Raw genomic sequence first — 21,093 nt, forward strand, 5'->3', positions numbered from 1 at the left:
GGATTTTTGAATACCGGTACGATCCGTTCCCTGTCAACCTGTAGAGTTGAGCACATGTCGCGTCTGACCCGGGTCGAGAGCCAGACCCGCAACCGCGAGACGCTGCTGCGGACCGCGCGGCAGATGTTCCTCGCCGACGGCTACCACGCGACCTCCATCGCGCGCATCGCCGAGGCCGCGGGCTTCAGCACCGGCGCCGTGTACTCGAACTTCGAGGGCAAGGCCGAGATCGCGCTGCTGGTCCTGCGCGACATCCACAGCGAGCAGCTCGGCGCCCTCCGCGCCATGATCGCCGAACCCCTCGACGTCGACGACCAGCTCGGCCGCCTGCACGCCTGGGCCACCGAGGCCATGGCCTGCGGCTGGCCCCGCCTGGAGCTGGAGTTCGCCCTCGACGCCCGCACCGAGGACGCCCTGGTCAAGGTGGAGGCCGACCGCCAGCGCTCCACCGTCGACTACCTCACCGGCGTCATCGAACAGCGCCTCGCCGCCATCGGCGCCGACACCGGAGCCGTCCCCCTCCGCCACCTCGTCGAAGCAGGCGTCAACCTCGCCATCGGCCTCGCCACCCGCAGCGTCATCGACCCCAAGGTCAACGCCGACAGCCTGGTCAACATCATCCGCACCACCCTGGCTGTCATCCCCCGCCACCCGGTGCGCGACTAGCACTCCCCCTCCACCAACCACCACGCCCCGCGCACCGGCGTGGCATTTGTCGCGCCCTCACATCGCGACTCCCACCCGCATCTCCCGCTCGAACCCCCACCATGCACAAATCCCCCGCCCCAGCACCACGACAATGATCACACCCGCGCACCCACCCGCAGACCGCCGCGTCCCACCGGTCGTCGACGCCCCAACAGCCGCACCTGAGCACCCCACAGCGCGCCTCCCCACCCTCACCGTCCGCGAGCACCGCGAGCCCACGCCCCGCTCGCCCCACCCCGGCAGCCCGCATCCACCCCGCCTTCCCTACCTCCTCCACACCCCCTCGCTCTCCGCACCCGCACCTTCACCCGCTCCCGACGTCACTACCCACATCCGCCCCCCGCCTCCATGGTTGGCACCACGCCCCCCGCCTGGCACCACCCGCGCACACAACGCCAAGCACCGCCCACCGCCACCCCACGCTCACGCACCCACCCGGTCCTGAGCACATGTAGCCGCCCTCCCGTGGCCACCCCCATCCCACCAATCCAGCCCAGCACCATCCCGCGCGTCACCAGTCATTCCCCCGCGTCCCGCGCCCCGCGCCCCGCGCCCCGCGCCCCGCGCCCCGCGCCCCGCGCCCCGCGCCCCGCGCCCCGACGCAGGCTCCCAGCCCCCGGCCAGGTACGCATGCCTTCCTCGTACCTTCCTCACGCCCGACCAACGTGCGCCAGCCTGCTTGCAAATCCGCCGACCCCAGGCCCGCTCTCCCAGCGAACACCTGCGCAGCAGGCTAAGACTCTCGTTCAGCTCGCCACTAGCCCTGCACGCACCCAACTATCCATAATAGACACTTACCGTCAACGCGCGTCTCGTCGGCACCCCACAGCTCGCTGCCCGACAACTCTCACACGGCCAACGGAGCCATCAACAACTCCACCAACGTCCGAACCCCGAACCCCGTAGCCCCCCGAACCCACCCCCCACGATCCCCGCCGGCAACCGCAACCCCATGAATGTCCACATGCGCCCAAGGAACCCCAGCAGGCACGAAGCCACTCAAGAACCCACCGCCCTCCACAGCGGACCCGCGCCGCTCCCCCGCAACTACATCAGCACCCACCCGCCTCGCACCTCCACGAGACGGTACAGGCAGCGGCCACACCGTCTCCCCAGCCCGCCCTCCAGCCCACCGAACCGATTCCACCAACCCCGCCGAAGTCCCCTGCACGGCAGCCACCCCCTCCCCCAAGGCGGCCCCCACAGCAGGCGACAGCGCCGCAACATCAACCACCGCACCCGGCGCCCCCTCAGCGGCAAGCGCCAGCACATCCGCCATCACCAACTGCCCCTCCACACCACCACTCAGCACCTCCACCCCGGTCCCACCACGCAACCGAACGACCTCCCCCACCCGTCCCCCCGACGCCCCCTCCCCCACCGACGACGCCACGGGCAACCACGCCTCCACCCTCAACGGGCAGTCCAACACCGCCAGAGCCGACACAGCAGCCAACACCACCGCGGCCCCAGCCATGTCCCCCCTGCGCCCCGCTCCGGAAACAACCCCGTTCCCCACCAAAGCCACCGACCCCAAAGCCCCCTCAGGGGCATGCGTCAAACGCACCAACCGAGGCCCCCGAGCACCACCGCCAAACCCCACCCCACCGAGCCCCCCAAGCCCTTCATCCACAATCCGATGCGCATCCCACACCTCACACCCCACCCCCGTCTCCCCAGAAATCGCCCAAGCCCGCTCCACAAACCCCTCCGGCCCCGTCAACCCCCCGAACCCGTTCACCAGATCCCGAGCGAGCAACACCCCCGACCCCAAGACCTGCCCCACCGCCAACGCAGCCCGAGCCTCAGCCGACTCCTCCACCACGATGTCCACCCGCTGAACCCCCACGTCCCCCGAATCCCCCCGGTACCCCCCGAACCGATACCCGCCGAGCAACACCCCCTCCACCACAGCCCGAACCCCCACCGGCCCAGCCACCCCCTCAGGCACCACCACCGCCAAACTCCCCACCCGCACAGCCCGAACAGCCTCAGCAACCGCCGCCCGCACCACACCCCCGTCAACCCGCTCCCGCGGCCCCAACCCCACCAACACCTCAGCCCGCCCCAACCCAGGAACCACCAGCACCTGCCCCACACCCCCACCAAACCCCACCGCCCCCAGGAACTCAGCAGACACCTGCTCAGCCCCCTCCCCCGCGAAAACCGGCACCACAGCCGCCGCAGCGGTAGCAGGAAGCCGCCGCACCAAGTCCCACTCAATGCTCATGGCCAGCGAGTCTGCCCCGCCCGAGCCCCGCGCTCCACCCCGTTCCCCCACTCGTCAGCCACCTCACCCCCACCCACCACGCACAGCCCCCACCCCACCACCCAGCGCCACTCCACCCCGCCCTACCTCGGCCCGTCACCTACACGGCCCCCAAGATCAGCCAGGCCAAGCCGCCTCCCGAGAACCCCAAGGTCAACACCGCGAGGCCCCCGGGCAGCACCGACAACCGCAAGACGCAGAACAACGCCAACCGCGAACCACGCCCAACCCCAACGGCAAGGACATCCAGGACGCTTGGCGCATCTTCACCGCCGCGGAACTCACCTCGCGGGAACCCGCCAACCCCTCCGACTTAGTCCCGGTCCCGCACATCCCAACGTCACCTGCACCCGCCCAAGCAGATGCCGACCCACCTCAAACCCCCGCAGCGGCCCCAGCCGCGAGCAGCCCACGTTCGAACGAACACGACTCCAACGATTCCCCAGAGCAAGCACACGCTCGCCACCTGGCAAACCGCAACGTCGAACCACCAAACACTCATCAAACGGCGGTGAGCCCACGCATTCGCCGCACATCTGCGGTCCTCGTCGCGGGTCACTCTTCGCCGCGACAACTGCCCACCCCCGCGTCCGCCCTGCGTGCATGCACCCCACTCGCGTACGAGCTCCGCGCCCGACGCCTTCCGCGCAAGTCACGTCGCAGCACCCGGACCGATACCCGACGCCGGGTGAGTACCGTCCCCGCGTCCGTCAGGTGAGTACCGTCCGCACATCGCCTGCATCAAGGCCGCAAGCTCGCGCTCCCGGATCTGCCAGTTGCCGGTCGGGCCGCGGAACCGATCTCCTCTGGCCTTGATCGCCCCGCCTGCGCAACTCGCCCCGCCCACCAAACCCGCCCAGTCCAGCCCGCCCAGCTCAACCCAACCCCGACTGGAGGGGCCAGCATCGCCAGAACCAACGCCCGGCCGGATCACGCATGGTCCGGGTCCGGGCCGGAGCCGCGCTCGCCAGCCCGCACCACCCGAATCCACGGCCAACGACTGACGCCAAGCGCAAGTAGGACGAACGGCGCGTGCGCTGCGGGCGAGGAGAGAAGGTGCGACCGCCGCCCCCGCGCGTCTTCCTATTGCTCTAGCTTACCGCTGGGGTACGACACAAAATCGCGCCCAACCCGACTCGTCCACAACCCACAAGGGTGAACCTCACCAGCGAAGACGCCCTCACCCTACCCGAGCGCACCGACACGACTCAGTCCCAAGCGTCTTGGTTCAGGAAGCGGGCCACGGCTCGATAGGAGTTCGGCCCCATCACCCCGTCGATCGGACCCGCGTAGCCCCAGGACACCACTGAGCGCTGCCATGCCGAGTACGTCTGGGTGCCGGGAATCCCGTCCAAGGGCCCCGTGTACGACCAGTGCTCGGCCAGTTCAGCCTGCAGCGCCTTAAAGGTCTGCGGCCCGGGAACGCCGTCGAGGGGGCCTCGGTAGGTGGAGTCGCGGGTGAGCCAGTTCTGGGCGCGTTGCCAGAAGACCGGGCCGGGGATGCCGTCCTGTTCGGTGGTGGTCTTGGGCAGGGGTGGGGGCGGGCCGGGTTCGACGGGGGTGAAGGCGCTGGGTTTGGCGACGTCGAGGTCGACGGGGGTGCCTGCGATGGTGCCCGCGGAGGTGTACTGGTGGGCGGACCAGGTGGGGTAGGCGGTTCCGATGTCCGGGGGGCCGGGGTAGGTGCCGTTGTTGGGGCCCCAGGAGGCGGCCCAGAGCTTGGCGCCGGTGGCGGCGGTGCGGGTCCAGGAGGCGGCGCGGAGGGTGGTGGTGTTGAGGTAGATCCAGGGGACGTAGGGGGCGGCGAGGCGGTCGTGGACGCGGGTGAAGAAGGCGGCGGCGTCGGTGTCGGTCCAGAGGCGGGTGGAGTCGTCGAGGACTTCGTCGTCGAGGGCGATGACGTCGCCGGGGCGGTAGTCGTGGAGGTGGTCGACGAGGTAGTCGGCGGAGGCGGTCGGGGAGAGGAAGTCGCCGGAGAGCCAGTAGTGGCCGACCTTGAGGCCGTGGGCGCGGGCGCCGTCGACCTGGTCGGCGTAGGTGGAGGTGGTGTAGGGGCCCTCGGCGAGTTGGGAGCCGCCCGCCTTGACGATGGCGAAGGAGTGGCCCGCGGCCTTGACCGCGGCGAAGTCGATGCCCGCCTGGAAGGAGGCGACGTCGATGCCGGTGAGGGTGGCGTCCTCCGCCGTCGCTGTCGCGGGGGTCAGGAGACCCGCCAGCAAGGCCAGTCCCAGGGCCCGGTGGGCAAGGCCCGTTCCCACCCGGTGAGCGGTCGGGGTGTCGGGACGGTGGCGGGTGGGGGTGGCGGGGTGTCGAACGCGGTGGGGCGCCAGGCGCACCGGGCCTCCTGTGGTCGTCTCCGACGTGTGCAGCGCACCCTGCTGCCTGCGCGAACCGCGTGTCAACGATTCACGGGACGAGCGTCGGATCGGTGGATCGGAGGCGGCGCGAAAGTTTTACGTTAAGCGACCGTTTGGTGGTGGTACGTAACCACCAGCAGCAGATCACACCGAACACGAGCCCGGCAGGTCGGGCGGATGGGAGGCCAGAGATGAGCAAGCTGCGGACCATGGCAGGGATCGCGGCCACGGCGGCGGCGACGGGAGGTGCTCTCCTGCTGGCGGCTCCGGTCGCGAGCGCGGAGGGCGGTGCCATCTGCGGTGCGGAGGCCAAGGCGTGCGTCTCGCTGAGCGGGCAGCAGGCCTGGCTGATGAACGGCGGTGGCGCCACGTACGGCGGGGTCCCGATCACCTCGGGCAAGCCGGGGTACGAGACGCCGACCGGGTCGTTCACCGTGACGTACAAGGACATCGACCACTACAGCCAGGCCTACAACGGGCCGATGCCGTACTCGGTGTTCTTCACGACCTCGGGTGTCGCCTTCCACCAGGGCAGCCTGAGCGTGCAGTCGCACGGCTGCATCCACCTCTCGCCGGAGGCGGCGCGGGTCTTCTACGACTCGCTCAAGCCCGGCGACGTGGTGCAGGTGGTGCCCTGACACCTGCCGGGAGCGGGGGCCGGTCGCGTTCGCGACCGGCCCCTTCCCGCATTCCGGAACGGTTCAGACCGGACTCGGGTGCCCCCGGTATTGCGAGACCGGCGGTCGACAAAACCGAACGGTCGTCCATTCACGGCGTTTCGGCTCCCACTTTCCGGTGAAGGTTCACCGGAACGGACTATTCCCTCACTTTCCGTTGTGGACGGTATCCACACCCGCGCTGAGCTGCGAAGATCCTTCCCGGCGAGGTCGACCCCGCATACGCGGTGCGCGCCCGGTCGACTACTGTTCGGTGAAGGATTGACACGATCGTGGCGGCTCCCTAGTGTCGCCGCGCGGAACACCGGCGTGAAGCGCGACACACGCCGCCGGATTGTCACATGGGAGCGGTCGAGGAATGCGCACAGAGCACAGCACGGGCGCGGGGCCCCAGGGAGTCGGGCCGGGCGCCGGTCCGGTCGGCGGGGCGACGCTGGTGCGCGTGCCCGCGCAGCCGGGGCGCGAGCGCAGCCCGGCGGAGGCCGTGGTGCCGCCCGCCTTCGCCGCGCGGCTGCGGGGCATGGCGCCGAGGGTGACCGCCGAGGCGCTGCGCGAGGTGCGGCGCGCGGTGCCCGCCTACTGCCAGCCGCCGGAGAGCCGGTTCGGGCAGGTGTTCGCCGCGCGCGTGCACCTGGCGGTGCGGCACGCCTTCGACCACCTGATCGACCCGAGCAGCCCGGACGAGCGCTGGCGGGCGGAGTTCCACCAGGCCGGGCGGGTGGAGTTCCAGGAGGGCCGCACCTCCGACGCGTTGCAGACGGCGGTGCGCATCGGGACGCGGGTGGCGTGGCGGTTGCTGAGCGTGGAGGGCCAGCACGCCGGGGTGCCCGCGGACACCCTCTTCGGCATCGCCGACGCCCTCTTCCTCTACGTGGACACGCTCTCGGCGGTGGCCATCGAGGGCTACACCTCGGCCCAGGGTGAGGCGTCCGGGGCGCGGGAGCGCAGGCGCAGGCAGCTGCTGGAGCTGCTGCTGGGGTCCTCGACCGCCCCGCACGGCACCCTGCAGGAGTACGCGGGCGCCGCGGAGTGGGTGCTGCCCGAGCAGGTGGCGGTGATCGCGCTGGACCGGCGCGGGCTGCCCGAGGCCGAGTCGGCGCAGCTGGGCTCGGACGCGCTGCTCGACCTGGAGAGCGACCACCCGTGCCTGCTGCTGCCGGAGCCGGACGACGCGGCGCTGGAGCGGGTGGCGGCGTGGTTGGGCGAGGGGGCGCGTGGCGCGCTGGGGCCGGTGGTGCCGGTGGCCGACGCGGCGCGGTCGCTGGCGGTGGCGCGGCGGGTGCTGGAGCTGGCCGGGCGCGGGTTGGTGCGCGGTGGGCCGCTGGTGCGCTCGGGTGACCACTTCACCGAGCTGACGCTCACCGCGGACGAGTTCCTGGTCGAGCACATCGCCAAGACGGCGCTGGCGCCGTTCGACGAGCTGACGTGCAGGCAGCGGGAGCGGTTGGAGTCGACGTTGCTGGCCTGGTTGGACACCCGGGGCGGGGTGGCGGAGGTGGCGTCGCGGTTGGACGTGCACCCGCAGACCGTGCGCTACCGCATGCACCAGGTGGAGGCGCTGTTCGGGGACCGGCTCACCGACCCGGATTCGCGGTTCACCATCGAGATCGCGTTGCGGTCACGGCGACTGCGCGGTTCGGCATCCGGTAGTTGAGCCGTTCTCCCGCCCGACCACGGGGTTTGTGCCCGGTGGTGGGGTTCGGCGGGCCCGGGTGCCTGTTGCTGACAAATGCGTTCAGCGGAGTTGCCGCCGGGTGAACCGCGTAAATACCATTCCCGACGGCACGGCACTCCCCGCCACCGGTCGGCCCGGTCGGCCGGGTCCGCGGTCCGGCCGGAGGGGGGTGGTGGTCATGCGGCTCCGAGTCGGCGCGGGCGCACTGCTCTTGGGCGCGCTGCTGGTGCCCGGCACCGCGCAGGCGCTGCCGCAGCCGCCCACGGGCGCCGCCCGCCTCGCCGCGCAGCCCTACACGTGCGTGTTCCCCGTGGTCGGGGCGCAGCCGGTGTCGGTGGCGGTGAGCGCGGACATCCCGGTGTCTGTGCCGGTGGGGTCGCCGCAGGACGGGTTCGCGGTGGCGACGGCCATCACCGTGCCCGCCGCGGTGACCGAGGCGCTGCTGGCGGCCGGTGGGTCGCAGGTGTCCGGTGCGGCCGAGGTGAGCACGGCGGTGACCACCGCGGCGGGGCCGAGGACGGTCGTCGTGCACTCGGTGGTGGCCGGGTCGCCGGTGCCGCCGTCCGGGGAGATGGTGGTGTCCGCGACGGGGGCGTTCCCGGAGCCGCTGGTGGCGGTGGAGGGCGCGGCGCAGTTGGCGCTGGGGCCGGTGGAGCTGGCGTTGGACCCGTCGTCGGCGCCCGGGTGGTCGGTGGACGGGGCCGCGGTGCGCGTCGCGTGCGCGCCGGACGCCCCGGCGCCCGCCGTGCTGGGGTCGACCGAGGTGTCGGCGGCGGTGGACTGGGCGGGGCCGTCCGGGGTGTCGGTGAACGCGGTGACGACGACGACGGTGGCGCTGAGCTGGACACCGCCGGAGGGCCGGTCGGTGGTCGGCTACGAGGTGCGCCAGGGTGAGACGGTGGTGACCTCGGTGACGGGGAACAGCGCCGTGGTGTCGGGGTTGAAGCCGGACGAGGACTACAGCTTCACCGTGCAGGCTCGCGACGAGGCGGGGGCGCGGTCGCGGGTGAGCGCGCCGGTGACGACGCGCACGAAGCCAGGTGTGGTGGTGCGGGTCTACGACATCGATGCGCGCACGCACGCGCGGGCCGCGGACGCGTCGCTGCGCTTCGGCGGGCGGGCCACGGCGCGGGTGGACCTGGACACCCGGTCGTCGACGATCGACCTGGAGTTGGACCCGACGACGGTGCTGGTGAAGCTGTACGGGGTGCTGCCGATGACGGCGTCGGTGTCGTTCGAGGCGGGGGTGACCACGGCGTCGTTGACCGACGAGGGGCTGACGGTGTCGGCGCGGGTGTCGGTGGCGGTGCCGGGGGTGAGCGTGTTCGGCACGCGGATGGACACCGGGGGCAGCTGCCGCACGAGCGTGCCGCTGGACGTGGCGCTGCACTCGGACGGGGCGTTCGACCTGGTGCGCGGCGGGTCGGTGGCGGGGACCTACACGATCCCGCCGATGACGGGCTGCGGCGGGTTGACCCCGATGGTGAACGGCTTGGCCGCCGGGCCGGGCAACACCCTGACCTTGCAGCTCACCGCGCGCGGAGCCTAGTCAGCAGCCGGTGGGCGGTCGCCGCGGCACCGGTGGCGGGCGGGTCCGGTTCGACGCGCAGGGCGGTGAGCACCGTGGCGAGCATCTGGTAGTGACCCGCGAGGAACAGGAACTGCAGGGCGGTGGGCTCGTCGAGGTGGGCGCGCAGCCCGGCCCAGGTGTCGTCGTCGAGGTCCTGGTCGGTGTGCAGGCGGTCGACGGCGCGCAGCAGGGCGCGCTGCCGGTCGTCCCACAGCTCGGCGTCGGGGCCTCGGCGCACGGCATCGATGTGCGCGGCGTCGAAGCCGACGCGGGCGCTGAGGTGCACGTGGTGCTGCCACTCGTAGTCGTTGCCGCGCAGGTGGGCCACGCGCAGGATGACCAGCTCGGTGTCGCGCCTGCCCAGGCGCCCGCCCGCGAGGAGCTTGCCGGAGAAGTGCAGCCAGCCGCGGAAGACGGGCCGGTTGCGGCCGAGGACGCCGAAGACGGCCATCGGGGCGGTGCCTGCGACGACGCCCGCGAGCCGGGGCAGCGCCCAGCCCAGGAGCCGGTTCTCGCGCAGTCCGCCCTGGGCGATGCGTGGTGCCACTGACCGCTCCTTCCGCCGGGTGCCGGGCCTCCCCGTTGTACCAGCCCGCCCCGGGTCCGCACAGCGCGGACCCGGGGCGGTGGCACGGCAAGGGGTGCCCTGGGGCGTCAGCAGGGTGCGGCGTCGGGGTCCCTCGCGCCACCGGGCACCCAACGCACGTTGGCGAAGGAGGCCTCGAAGGGGCTCTCGGTGTAGACGAGGAACGGCGTGTTGACGTTGGCCAGGTCAAGCCCGCCCTGGTCGAAGCACGACACCGGTATCTTCACCGTCGACTTCGCCCCGACGCCCTGGAACAGCCCCGTCGCCTCCACCTCCGCGAAGCACGGGTACACGCAGTGCGCGCTCACCACCACGCGTCCCGCGGGCGGCTGGTGCACGACCACGTCGAACTCCAGCGCGGCGTCCGCGCTGAGGTAGGGGCGCAGGTCGGAGCCGCCGGACGGGTCCTGCAGGTAGAGCTGGCCGGTGCCCGACCAGGTGGCGCGCAGCGCGTCCTGCTGGACGTTGACGTCGGCGGGCACGACGCTGATCGTGGCCTGCGCGGCGGTGCCGTCCGGTCCGATCTCGGTGCCGCCCCAGTTCTCCGGGCCGCCGATGAACGAGCGGTAGGGCGCGATGTCCTGGCGGTTGAAGACCTCCAGGTCCTCGGTGGCCGGGCCGCCGCCACCGCCGCCGTCGTCGCACTCGGGCGCGGACTCAGGCAGCTGCGGCACGGTGACCCGCTGCCGCTCCGACAGGCCGTAGCCGTAGGCGAACAGCGGGTCGTACCCGGCGGCGCCCACGTTCAGCGGCGTCTGGCACGGGGTGCGCGGCCAGGAGTAGGACAGCTTGCCGGTGAACCCGCCGCGCACCAGCACGTCCGCGATGCCCCCGCCCTCGGTGCCAGGCAGCCACCCGGCGACGAACGCGTCGGAGCGGTTCAGCTCGCGGTTGGTGGACAGCGGCCTGCCCGACAGGTACACGCTGACGACCGGGGTGCCCCGGCCCGCGACCTTGTCGAGCACCCGCAGGTCCTCCGGATGCAGGCGGGAGGCGTCGAGGCCCCGGCGACCCAGGTCGCCGTTGCCCTCGGCGTAGGGGGTCTCCCCCAGCACGGCGACGACCGCGTCGAACCCGGCAGGGTCGACGTCACCGGTCTCGCTGAAGGTGACGTTGGCGGCGCCGAGCGCCTGGCGCAACCCGGCCAGGACGGTGGTGCCGCCGGGGAAGTCGGCGTTGGTGTTGCCGGTGCCCTGCCAGGTCAGCGTCCACCCGCCGGTCTGGTTCTGCATGCTGTCGGCGCTCTTGCCCACGACGAGCACCTTGGCCCGCGACCCCAGCGGCAGCACCCGGCCGTTGTTCTTGAGCAGCACAGCGGACTCGCGCACGGCCTTGCGCGCGAGCGCCTTGGCCTCCAAGCTCTCCGCCGCACCCCGCCGCGCCGACGGCTTGGGCTGGTCGAACACCCCCGAGCGCAGCTTGACCCGCAGGATGCGCGTCACCGCGTCGTCGATGCGCGCCACGGGAATCTCCCCGGACTGGACCTGGGCGGTGGTGTTGGCGATGAACGCCTTCCAGTCCTGCGGCACCATGACGATGTCGATGCCCGCGTTGATCGCCTTGGCGCAGCTGGAGTTGGTGCACCCGGGCACCTGCCCGATCCCGTTCCAGTCCGACACCACCAGGCCGTCGAAGCCCATCTTGCCCTTGAGGATGCCGTTGAGGGCCAGGTCGCTGCCGTGCAGCTTCCCCTCCGCGACGCCGAGGTCAGGGTTGGTCCAACTGTTGAAGCTGACCATCACCGTCTGCGCCCCCGCGGCCAGGGCGCCGTAGTAACCCTGCCCGTGAAGGTTGATCATCTCGGCGGGCGACGAGGCGTTGACCCCCTGGTCCACCCCGCCGGTCGTGCCACCGTCCCCGATGAAGTGCTTGGCCGTGGCCAGCACCCCGTTCAACCGCGGCCCGCGGTTCCCCTGCAACCCCTTGACCGCCTCGTACCCGTAGGCGCGGGTGATCCGGGGATCTTCCGAGTAGCCCTCGTAGGTGCGCCCCCACCGGTCATCGCGCACCACCGCCAACGTCGGCGCGAACGCCCAGTCCTGCCCCGTCGCCCGCAACTGCTTGGCCGTCGCCGCGCTGACGTCCCGCACCAGGCACGGGTCGTGCGCGGCACCCAACCCGATGTTGTGAGGGAACAGGGTGGCCCCGTAAATGTTGTTGTTGCCGTGCACGGCGTCGATGCCCCAGATGACCGGGATCTTCGCCCGCGTGCTCACCGACGCCTGCCAATACGCGTCGGCCAACGCCAACCAATCCCCCACCGGCGCGTGCTTGTCCTTGTTCGGCCAAGCCCCACCCCCGTTGAGCACCGACCCGAACCCGTAGACCCGCACATCCTCCGGCGTGATCGACGTGATCTCCGGCTGCGTCATCTGACCGATCTTCTCCGCCAACGACATCCCCGCGACCATCCGCCGCACCCGCGACTCATCCACCGGACTCCGCGGCACATCACTGCGCACCAACGGCCAATCGGCCAACACAGGCAACCTGTCCTCAATCCGCGCACACCCGTGATCAGACCGCGCAGGCCCCACCACCGGCCTCCCCGACGCCCCGGCCAACGGCACCACCAACGCCGCCCCCACAACCCCCACCAACACCGCGACCCCGACCCGCCCACGTCTCATCGGACTCCCCGTTCCCCGGCCTCGTCGCCCAGTCACCGAATCGTCGACGCACCCCGGGGGAACGGACAATCCACCGATAGGCGCATCTCCTCTCGACCACCAAGAGAAGATGCCATGCCGTAATCCCAGCTGACGCCCTCCAGGGGGTGACGAACCCACAAGTCAGGAGGGTGCGGTACGTAAACCTAATCCCCCAGGTCGAGTCAGAGCCCGATGATCGGTTTCGTCCGTCTCAGGACGAGGTTGGGATGGCCGAAGAACTGGTAGGCCAGGGTGGTGGCCGGAGCGCCGTCGCGGGTGCGAGGGTGGACAGCCGATCGCAGAGCACGCAAGACCTCGGCGACAGCTTTCCCGGTGTAGACGGCGGTGTAGAAGGTGTGGGCCACCTCGCCCGCGGCGATGTCGTCGATGTTCCACAGCGGGGCCACGACCGCGCACGCCCCTGCGGCCAGGAACGCCCTGGCCAGGCCGGAGTAGTCGCCGAGCAGTTCCCCGCCGGAACCCACCTGGCAGGCGTTGAGGAACACGAACGGGCTGCCCCGCAACGACAGCCCGGACACCTGTTCGGGGTTGAGGAACCTCGGCACCATCCGATCGGGGGCCAGCGGCGATTGGGCCAGCAACACCAGTCCGTCCTGGGCGTTGTCGGGATCGCACTGACCGTGCAAGGCGAAGTGGAGCACATCCACTCTCGGGCCCTGCTCAAGGAAGTTGAGCACGACGGTGTGCAGCGGTGGGACGTGCTCGCACGGCGGGTAGGAGGCTGCCACCCTGGCCGCCTCGACCTCGGCGCTGGGCAACCTGCTCCAGCCCGGCACCCCTTCGTACCGGGCCGAGATCACGGCGTGGGTGTCCGCTCGCGCCCGCGCCGCAGGCCGAGGCGGGGGCCTGCGGGTGTCGAGGACCCACCGGCCGAGCGCTGTGCGCGCGCCGAGGAAGGGGCTGTGGCCGGGTTCGGGCGCATCGAGCACCGCCAACTCCCACGGCACGTGCGGTTCCGCGCTGACCAACAGCACCGACGGGGGTCGCGGCGCGCGATGGGCGATGACGGCACGCACCGCGTCGGCGATCGGGACCGGCACCTTGTCGCCGATGTCGCGGCCGAGGCCGACCAGGGTGGTCACCGCGTCGCGGGCGTCGACGGCGGCGCTCATCCGCAACCGGGTGCGCCTGGCCAGCCCGGCCGGATCGTCACCGATGCCGCACCGGTACGGACCAGCATCCACGCGCAGCCCCGGCAACGGCGACCGCGCTGTCCACACCAACGTCTGCCCACGCACGTCGGCACCGCGCTCCACGACGACCACCAGGTCCGGGGAATCCCCGCTCAGCAAGTGCCCCAAGTCCACCCGACCACTCGTGACCGGTTCGACCAGCACTGCTCCCCCGTCGCCGCCGATGACCACCGTGCGGGAGGCGTAACCGCGCAGCGTGCCCCCGACGTGGAACGACACCCCGATCTCGCGTCGGTCCTGCAACCCCGGACCACCCAACGCCCGCATCCGCAGGAGCGTCCGCGGGTGGGGATTGGTGCCGGTCGCCGCCAGTGCCACCGGGTTCGACCAGCCCACCGGCTCCACTCCGGCAGGGTCGTAGACCAACACCAGTTCCAACACCACGTCCCTGTCAGGCAACCGCAAGGCCCCCGTGCCACCGACCTCAGGGTCGCGGTCGACCCGGAGGCCGACTTCCACGTCGAACTCGGCGCCCTCGGCCACCGTCGCCGGAGCGCTCAGCAGCGGCCACGCTGTCCGCTCTTGGACGTCAGGACCATCGCCCAACCGTGAGGGCGGCTTCTCAGCGGGGTCCTCCTCGGTGGCCGGATCGGTCACCGGGGAAGGTTTCGGATTGTTGAGCGGGTAGTGCCAATCGAGCGGTCCGGCCGAACGCGGCGGGAATGCCCTCCCGAGGCGCCCCGCGCTCCCAAATCTCCCAGCCTGCCTGTCATCCAGCTGTGCGTAGACGAGAAGCTCCGCCAGCAAGTCCGCAACGACAGCGCCAGCGCGCCCACCAGTCAACAGCGGCGCCAACTCAGCGCACAACACCCCTTGCGGCGCCCTGCGCACCATCGTGAAGACGTTCATCCGATCGACAAGTCTCGTTGGCGGAACCGATGTGGCCATCCGGTCGAGCAGACACGCACGAACCACTGTGGCCACCGGGATCGACGAAGGGTGCAAGCCACCGACCAAGGCCACCACATTGGGCACGGTCCACGACCGGACCACAGATTTCACCAGATCGTCGGCCTCGCGCGGCCAGAGCGTCCCCAGCAACCGCCAGTCGACGATGTAGCGCCAACGATGACCATTCGCGACCAATTCTTCGCGGAGCTTGCGCCCTTCGCGTTCGTCTTGCTCCGAACGCGAGGGCGGCGCTTCGCGCCTAGCGCCGATCCTCGCTGCGGCGGCACGCGCCTCAGCACGGGATCGCGGGTCACGCAGCAGCGCGATCAGGCTTTCCACAGGTGTCGCTTCGGCCGACATGTCCACCCCTCTCGCACGGTGAATCGCTCACCGTCAGTCGGATGTAACACCAACGGGCGAGTAAGACGACGACATCTCATCATGATTGCGCACGCCAAAGAGCTTTATGGGCCGACAGTAACGGCCGAACACGCGAAATTGAATGGGCGTAGATCCTACTGGGGACAGGTGATCGTCGCCTTCGGTTGATTCCAGAGGAGGTCGTTGAGTTCTTGGCAGGTGAGGGCTGCGAGCCACCAGAGGCTGGTGGCGCGGCGTCGTGTGCGGAGGATTCCGATGTCGGGTGGGTGGGTGTAGCGGATGGTGAGTCCGGCGTCGGTGAAGGGTTGTGGGTTGAGGTAGGTGGCTCCGCCGGTGCCGCAGAGGTAGTGGGTGGCGTTGACGTGGGTGGTCAGGTCCGCCAGTCGTTCGGATCGGTGTGAGCGGGTGGGGATGGTGGTGGCGTGGATGATCTCGCCGGTCCAGCCTGTATGGCGCAGGAGCAGGTTGGTGGACAGGGTGGTGAGTTCGGTCAGGTTGGTGGTGTGTGCTGCGGCTGCCGCTGTGGCCTCGATGAGGGGTTGCAGCTGTGTCCAGCGGGGTGAGGTGCGGTAGTAGTGGTGGAGCAGGCTGGCGATGCGGTGGGCGGTGAGGGCGGGGTCGGCGAGACGGACCTGGTCGAGGGTGGTGTCGCGGCCGCGGGGGCGGTGCACCGGCGCGGTCAGCCATTGCCCGTGAGTGGAGTCGGTGCTCTCCAGCCAGGCGCGGTGTTGGTAGTCGCGGGCGGTGAATTGGACGGAGTCGAGGACGATCCAGATGTCGGCGGCGTGGAGTTTGGCGAGGGTGGACAGGCGGGGGAAGAGGTTGGGTTGGTGGATGGCGCAGACGCGGGTGGTCATGGGGGTGGGGGTGGTCAGGTGATCAGGCGGCTGTCGAACCCGGCGTCGACGAGGCGCGTGTAGGCGGCTTCGACGTCGTGCGGGAGGGGTTGGCGGGCGGCGAAACCGAGTTTGGGGTACTCGATAACGCGTTGCAGGTCGCCGACGAGCATGTCGATGACAAGTTTGTCGTCGCCGATGGTGTGGGCGTAGTCGGTGAGGTCGAGTGGTTCGGAGGCGCAGACGACGGTGAGGTCGGGCCAGGTCTTCTGGCAGGTGGCCAGGGCGCGGCGTTACATGTAGGGCTTGCAGATGATCAGGGCTGAGCGTGGGGTGTGGCCGTGCTCGGCCAGCAGTGCGCGGGTGAGGGTGATGTTCTGTCCCGTGTTGGTGGCCTGTGGCTCGACGAGGATGGCGTGTTCGGGGACGCCCGCGGTGATGGCGTGGTCGCGGTAGTGCACGGCCTCCCCGCGGGGGAACACGGTGCGGGTGGTGGGGCTGTTGCCGCCGCTGAAGACGATCAGCGGTGCCAGGCCGGCGTGGTAGAGGGCGGCGGTGTGGGTGGCCACCCCGAGGTCGTGGCTGCCGAGTCCGATGGCCACGTCGCAGGGGCGCAGTGGGTGGCCGACCTGGTGGTACTGCCAGATCAGGGCCGCGTCCGCCCAGTGCTGCTCGGTGATCGTCGCGTGCGCGGTCACAGGGTGCCTCTCCCGTGGTCGTCGTTGTCGAAGGCGGTGCGGATGCCGAGGATGCCGGCGTGCTGGTGGGTCAGGTCGAACTCCAGCGCCAGCGTGGCGGTGTGGTCGAGCAGGCGCAGGCCTTCCTCAGCGGTGGCCCGGTCGGACAGCAGCAGGTGGCCGTGGGCGGTGTCGAGCCTGACCCGTTGCAGGGGTGAGTTGCCGACCCGTTCGGCCAGGGCGATGTCGATGTGGCGCTGGGCGCGGGTCAGATCCCCCAGGTCGCGGTGGGCGAGGGCGAGTTTCTGGTGGGCCACCGACCAGTCGGCGGGTTCGTTGAGGTCCTGGAACAGGGTCGTGGCCCGGTCGAGGTAGTCCAGGGCGTCGGCGGCGGCACCGGCTTTGCTCAGCGCGGTCCCGACCCAGAGCAGCGCGCGGGCCCGGTCGCGGGCGCTGAGCCGCACATCGGCCGCCAGCCGCCGGTAGCGCAGCGCGGCGCCGGGCAGGTCCCCGTCCATCTCGTCGACGACGACGCGGGCGAGCTGGACCTGGGCGACCCGGCGGGTGTTGCCCAGGTCGGTGAACAGGGCGTGGGCCTCGGAGTAGGCCTGTCGGGCCGAGCCGGGGCCGTGCAGGCGCCCGCGGTCGCGCTGGACGTCACCGAGCAGCACCAGCGACCGTGCCCGCAGGTGCAGGCCGTTGGCGTCGAGCCGGGCCGGGCGGCGCGCCGCAGCCACCGGTCCACCAGGGTGGTGGCGAAGGTGAAGCTCTGCTGGGCGAAGGCCGCGGCGGCCCGTTCCAGGTCGTCGGACCAATCGTCATGCACCACCGCGCCGCGTGCGGTGACCTCGTCGTGGGTGGGGTCGGTGCCGTGGAGCAGTCGTCGAAAGCGCACCCAGCCCTCGCCGTCAGCCTAGATCGAGCCAGCGGCCGCCAACCAGGCCGGCCGGTTGACCTCGGGATCCCGATCATCACGAGCCCATGAGCGAACGGCGCCGCTCGTCGAACAACCGCCACGCCTCGGCCAGCATCAAGACCGCGATGTTGACCATGATCGCCAACCGCTCCTCATCAGCACTGACCTTGAGATGGTGCAGGTCTGCCGTCGGACCTGGCGTCACCTCGTACTTGAGAAAGCCGATCACCGCCCACCTGCGGGAATGCGCCAAGCCGCTGCAGATCATCCAGGCCCACTTCGCGCGATCCCCGGTCAATTCGCGGGCGGCGTCACCGGCACCCTTGAGGATGTCCGCCCACTTCACAGGCCGCGCGCACACTTGGCTGACCTGGTTCTGCGACAGATGCCGGTCCTGGGCCAGTTTCTGCAGAGACTGCTTGCGCTTGTCGCGCTGGTCGGCGGCGTTCTGGCGGACCTCGGCCGAACGGGTTGGATCGGTTGCCATCTCAGCCATCAGCAGCAGCGCGCTGTCTGAGTCCTCGGCGTCAGCCCATTCCCACCTGAGCAGACGAAAGACACGCTCGTCGCGGCTGGCCGGAGCCAGCAGCCACACCGCCACGGCAGCGTTCTCCAGCACGGCTCGCACCAGAGTGAACCCGCCGCGGGCAGGAAGCGTTTGCTGCTCCTGCACGACCAGGCGCAAGGTCTCAAGGTGGTCAACCGCGCTGAGTAGCACCTCGACGACCGCATGCGACAGGTTATAAGGATCGGTCGCCTTGTCGTCTCCGGCCAGCGAACTGCCGGGTTCCGGCGGGGGCTGCTGCGCATGAATGCGCTTCTGCCATGCCTCGACCAGGGCGAACGACTTGGACAGCCTCGCCAACGCCACGTCGCGGGCGTCCTGAGCAGCATCATGAGCCATCGAGAGCCACCTCCCAGGGGAACGTTACGGCGCGGCGCTCCCGCAGGCACGCGGTTTCCGCCACGGCGAGCGGCACTCCACCGAGCCGCTTAGAGGGTGTCTCACGTGGCCGCGTTCGAGGTTGATGGCATGATCTTGGGCCGTGGTTGATCGTTTGTCGTCGCGGTTGGTGCCAGACGAGTTGTGGGCGTTGGTGCAGCCATTGATCCCGGGGTTCGTGCCGCGTCCGCAGGGTGGTGGGACGGCGCCGGTGGATGACCGGGCGGTGTTCACTGCGATCGTGTACGTGCTGACCAGTGGCTGTGCCTGGCGGGATCTGCCGCCGAGTTTCGGGGTGAGCGTGCCGACCGCGCATCGCCGGTTCGCCACCTGGACCAAGGCGGGCCTGTGGCGCAAGCTTCATCACGCGGTGCTGGACGAGCTCGGTTCGCAAGGTCTGATCGACTGGTCCCGGGCGATCCTGGACGGCGCGGCCGTCCGGGCGAAAAAGGGGGACCCATGACCGGTCCGAACCCCGATAACAGCCACGCCCTCAAGCCGTTGGTCATGGCTGTCCCGCCGATCCGATCCTGACGTGGGCCACGTCGCTTTCGCCCGGTCAAGCTGCACGCCGACAAGGCCTACGACATCGACCACCTTCGCGCCTGGCTCCGCAGCCGCAAGATCGTCCCGCGCATCGCCCGCAAAGGCATCGAATCCAGCGAGAAACTCGGCCGCCACCGCTGGGTCATCGAACGAACGATCTCCTGGCTGTTCGGCTACCGCCGCCTAACCATCCGCTACGAACGCCACGCCAAGCACTTTTGCGGCTTCCTCATTCTCGCCGCAGCACTGACCTGCTTCAAGAAACTCTCGAAACCAGCCACGTGAGACATGCTCTAAGTTGACCAGACGCTTAGCGATAGTCCGGTAGCGCCCATGTAATCCGTTACCGGCGAACCAGCGGACGCCGACCTCAGCGCGGCAACCGGCTCATTGCCTGACCTGACCTGACCTGACCGCGACCGCTGCGCTGCTACGCGGACGCTAAAAGCTCGACAGCGGCCTTGTGGCGCGCCTGGTGTGCACATTGGAGACCAAGGGGCCATTGCGGTAACTACCGTGCTCTTGCCGGAGTGCAGGCCTCAGGACCGACGCGTTCTCCACCTCGCACCTGCCTACCCCTTGGTCGTGCTCATTCCCGACCGTGCACACGAGGCCTCTGGCACCACTTCACCGCCGTCCAAGAGCTGGCGCGTGATGCACGCGATTGCTTACGCGGCTGTGCGGCGGCGTTGTCGCCTGCGCCGGTTGTAGGTGTTGTGGGCTTCGCGGCACAGGTCGCATCGGCAGCCGTGTTTGGCGTAGCGCCGGTGTGTACCGTGACCTGGTTTGATGGCCGGGGCTGGGCGACCGAGTTCGTGGGCGAGTTGTTCGCGTTGGTCGGTGTCGAGGCCGCCCCAGATGCCCCACACCTCGCCGTTGTCCAGGGCTTCGGTGAGGCATAGCCGCGCGACGGGGCACGTAGCGCAGAGTGCCAGGCACTCGGGGACGTGGTCGCCTGGGTCGATGAAGTCGAGGTCTGGGCGGTCGGCGCAGGCGGCTCGCTTCCGCCACTGCGGTAGGCGCAACATGGTTGGCTGGTCCCTGCGCTACACCTGAACCCCGCTGCCGTCGGCCGGTGGGCATGAGCCCCGCGGGTCTCGCTGGTGGTCGTCGGCCCCGTGTGCCGGGGCACGGGGTGCCAGCACCGTGAGGCCGCTGGCGATCTGAGGCATCTGGGGGGTGTCCAGGGTCATGTCGAGCAGGAGTTCCTCCGGGCGGCGTTCGAGGACGTGGGCGAAGCGCAGGAGCATTTCGGGGCTGATGCCGCGATGGCCGTTCTCGATGGCGGACACGGTTCCCTTGTGGCAGCCGACTTTGCGGGCGAAGGCGGTGACGGACAGGCCCTTGCAGACGCGCAGGCGGCGTAGCAGGGCGCGGTTGAGGGTGGGGGTGGTCATGTGTCGAAAGTAGCCAAACGAGCGGCGACGTGCAGCAACGTTTGCCGACGTTTGCCCAGTTCACCGCACCCCTATGGCCGTCAGGACCCGGGGGCGTCGTCGGTGTCCGGTCGTCTGCGTGGCGGAGTGGACAGTCCAGGGTGCGAGCGGTATACAAGCTGTGGGGGTCTACTTCTGTAGACAAGGGATTGCTGTATGCCACTCGTCGAGGCCATCGGCGGTGTTTCGCCTTCGCACGTGGGGATGTGCGCCTTGCGGCGTGTGCCCGCGGGCTGATCGCCTGGGCCGCGTCTCACACCATGTTCGCGTGAGTGGACACGCGTGTCCGAACCACGGTGCTCCCGCACCTGTCGTCGTGTGCGGGGGCTGTTCGGCGCGCCTTCAAAGACGTCGTCGATGCCGGGTGCCGCTGCTTCTCGGTGCCCGCCCAAAAGGGGGAGTCATGAGGGGTGTTGTGCGTTCCGTTTCGGGGCCGGTGTTCGTGCCGGTGGACTTCACCGATCGGGAGATGAGCTACTGGGCCGCGGAGAACGCAGCGATCTCGGCTCGTCTGGAAGAGATTATCACTGCTTGTGCCGGGGGGAGGGGGACACCGGCGCTGGTAGAGGAGTGGGTTGAGCTGACAGCCCGGTTGAAGGCGGTCGGGTACCGGGTGGAGGGTCTGGCGGCGCGGCGGCAGCGCGCGTTCCTGTGCCGGTGGCGGGATGGTGTGGGCGAGGACCGTGGTGGTGAGCTGTCGTGAGTGCCCAGCGCAGGGCGCGCTTGGCCGGTCGGTGGGCGTTGTCGGTGCCGACCATGA

17 protein-coding genes and 1 pseudogene are annotated in these 21,093 nt (G+C 70.3%); 6 read left to right on the forward strand and 12 right to left on the reverse strand.

Annotated features, from left to right (window positions below; translation table 11 throughout):
* Positions 1–54: 54 nt before the first annotated feature.
* Positions 55–666 (forward strand): TetR/AcrR family transcriptional regulator, encoded by a 612-nt coding sequence (locus tag BJP25_RS15935; protein WP_075975697.1) that lies wholly within the window; start codon positions 55–57, stop codon positions 664–666.
* Between the two features lie 889 nt (positions 667–1,555).
* On the opposite strand, the gene BJP25_RS36550 is transcribed toward BJP25_RS15935, so the two are convergent.
* Both BJP25_RS36550 and BJP25_RS15945 read right to left on the reverse strand, forming a co-directional pair.
* Positions 1,556–2,938 carry a M17 family peptidase N-terminal domain-containing protein gene (locus BJP25_RS36550; RefSeq protein ID WP_075975698.1) on the reverse strand — a complete coding sequence of 461 codons (1,383 nt, stop codon included), beginning with the start codon at positions 2,936–2,938 and terminating at the stop codon, positions 1,556–1,558.
* 1,247 nt (positions 2,939–4,185) lie between these two features.
* Positions 4,186–5,196 (reverse strand): GH25 family lysozyme, encoded by a 1,011-nt coding sequence (locus tag BJP25_RS15945; protein WP_198943515.1) that lies wholly within the window; start codon positions 5,194–5,196, stop codon positions 4,186–4,188.
* A 329-nt stretch (positions 5,197–5,525) separates the two neighbouring features.
* Here BJP25_RS15945 and BJP25_RS15950 point away from each other — a divergent pair, with 329 nt between their 5' ends.
* The 3 genes from BJP25_RS15950 to BJP25_RS15960 all read left to right on the forward strand — a co-directional run bounded on the left by BJP25_RS15950 (position 5,526) and on the right by BJP25_RS15960 (position 9,235).
* Entirely contained in the window at positions 5,526–5,972 is a 447-nt protein-coding gene (locus BJP25_RS15950) for a L,D-transpeptidase (protein ID WP_084794054.1), read from the forward strand.
* Positions 5,973–6,453: 481 nt separating this feature from the next.
* On the forward strand, positions 6,454–7,665 hold the full coding sequence (locus BJP25_RS15955) for a PucR family transcriptional regulator (RefSeq protein ID WP_084794055.1): 1,212 nt from the start codon (positions 6,454–6,456) through the stop codon (positions 7,663–7,665).
* 199 nt (positions 7,666–7,864) lie between these two features.
* Positions 7,865–9,235, forward strand: a complete 1,371-nt coding sequence (locus BJP25_RS15960; RefSeq protein ID WP_143219103.1) for a fibronectin type III domain-containing protein — start codon at positions 7,865–7,867, stop codon at positions 9,233–9,235.
* Here the strand turns inward: BJP25_RS15960 and BJP25_RS15965 are convergent.
* From BJP25_RS15965 to BJP25_RS15995, 8 genes are all read right to left on the reverse strand, one after another.
* Positions 9,216–9,803, reverse strand: coding sequence for a carboxymuconolactone decarboxylase family protein (locus BJP25_RS15965; RefSeq protein ID WP_075975700.1), 588 nt, complete (start codon positions 9,801–9,803; stop codon positions 9,216–9,218). The two genes, BJP25_RS15960 and BJP25_RS15965, sit on opposite strands and share 20 nt — an antisense overlap.
* Positions 9,804–9,910: 107 nt before the next feature.
* Positions 9,911–12,472, reverse strand: coding sequence for a glycoside hydrolase family 3 protein (locus tag BJP25_RS15970; protein ID WP_075975701.1), 2,562 nt, complete (start codon positions 12,470–12,472; stop codon positions 9,911–9,913).
* 203 nt (positions 12,473–12,675) lie between these two features.
* A complete protein-coding gene (locus BJP25_RS15975; protein WP_143219104.1) occupies positions 12,676–14,958 on the reverse strand; it encodes a CHAT domain-containing protein in 2,283 nt (760 codons plus the stop codon).
* Positions 14,959–15,113: 155 nt separating this feature from the next.
* Positions 15,114–15,836, reverse strand: coding sequence for a WbqC family protein (locus BJP25_RS15980; RefSeq protein ID WP_075975703.1), 723 nt, complete (start codon positions 15,834–15,836; stop codon positions 15,114–15,116).
* Between the two features lie 14 nt (positions 15,837–15,850).
* A complete protein-coding gene (locus tag BJP25_RS36445) occupies positions 15,851–15,988 on the reverse strand; it encodes a hypothetical protein (protein ID WP_332888638.1) in 138 nt (45 codons plus the stop codon).
* 120 nt (positions 15,989–16,108) lie between these two features.
* Positions 16,109–16,513, reverse strand: coding sequence for a YdcF family protein (locus BJP25_RS36450; RefSeq protein ID WP_332888639.1), 405 nt, complete (start codon positions 16,511–16,513; stop codon positions 16,109–16,111).
* Positions 16,510–17,229 (reverse strand): hypothetical protein, encoded by a 720-nt coding sequence (locus tag BJP25_RS15990; RefSeq protein ID WP_075975704.1) that lies wholly within the window; start codon positions 17,227–17,229, stop codon positions 16,510–16,512. The genes BJP25_RS36450 and BJP25_RS15990 overlap by 4 nt, the downstream gene beginning before the upstream one ends.
* A 234-nt stretch (positions 17,230–17,463) precedes the next feature.
* Positions 17,464–18,312 (reverse strand): hypothetical protein, encoded by an 849-nt coding sequence (locus BJP25_RS15995; protein WP_075975705.1) that lies wholly within the window; start codon positions 18,310–18,312, stop codon positions 17,464–17,466.
* A gap of 142 nt (positions 18,313–18,454) precedes the next feature.
* On the opposite strand from BJP25_RS15995, the pseudogene BJP25_RS33445 reads away from it, so the two are divergent.
* Positions 18,455–19,182, forward strand: a pseudogene (locus BJP25_RS33445) (transposase).
* A gap of 383 nt (positions 19,183–19,565) precedes the next feature.
* Here the strand turns inward: BJP25_RS33445 and BJP25_RS36555 are convergent.
* Together BJP25_RS36555 and BJP25_RS16015 are read right to left on the reverse strand one after the other, a co-directional pair.
* Positions 19,566–19,925: a WhiB family transcriptional regulator gene (locus BJP25_RS36555; protein ID WP_075975707.1), complete on the reverse strand. Its 360-nt coding sequence runs from the start codon at positions 19,923–19,925 to the stop codon at positions 19,566–19,568.
* An 18-nt stretch (positions 19,926–19,943) separates the two neighbouring features.
* Complete coding sequence (locus BJP25_RS16015) at positions 19,944–20,294, reverse strand: helix-turn-helix domain-containing protein (protein WP_075975708.1); 351 nt, start codon at positions 20,292–20,294, stop codon at positions 19,944–19,946.
* Between the two features lie 442 nt (positions 20,295–20,736).
* Here BJP25_RS16015 and BJP25_RS16020 point away from each other — a divergent pair, with 442 nt between their 5' ends.
* Complete coding sequence (locus tag BJP25_RS16020; protein ID WP_143219105.1) at positions 20,737–21,036, forward strand: hypothetical protein; 300 nt, start codon at positions 20,737–20,739, stop codon at positions 21,034–21,036.
* The last annotated feature ends 57 nt before the right edge of the window (positions 21,037–21,093 follow it).

It is taken from the genome of Actinokineospora bangkokensis (genome assembly GCF_001940455.1).
Taxonomy (GTDB): domain Bacteria; phylum Actinomycetota; class Actinomycetes; order Mycobacteriales; family Pseudonocardiaceae; genus Actinokineospora; species Actinokineospora bangkokensis.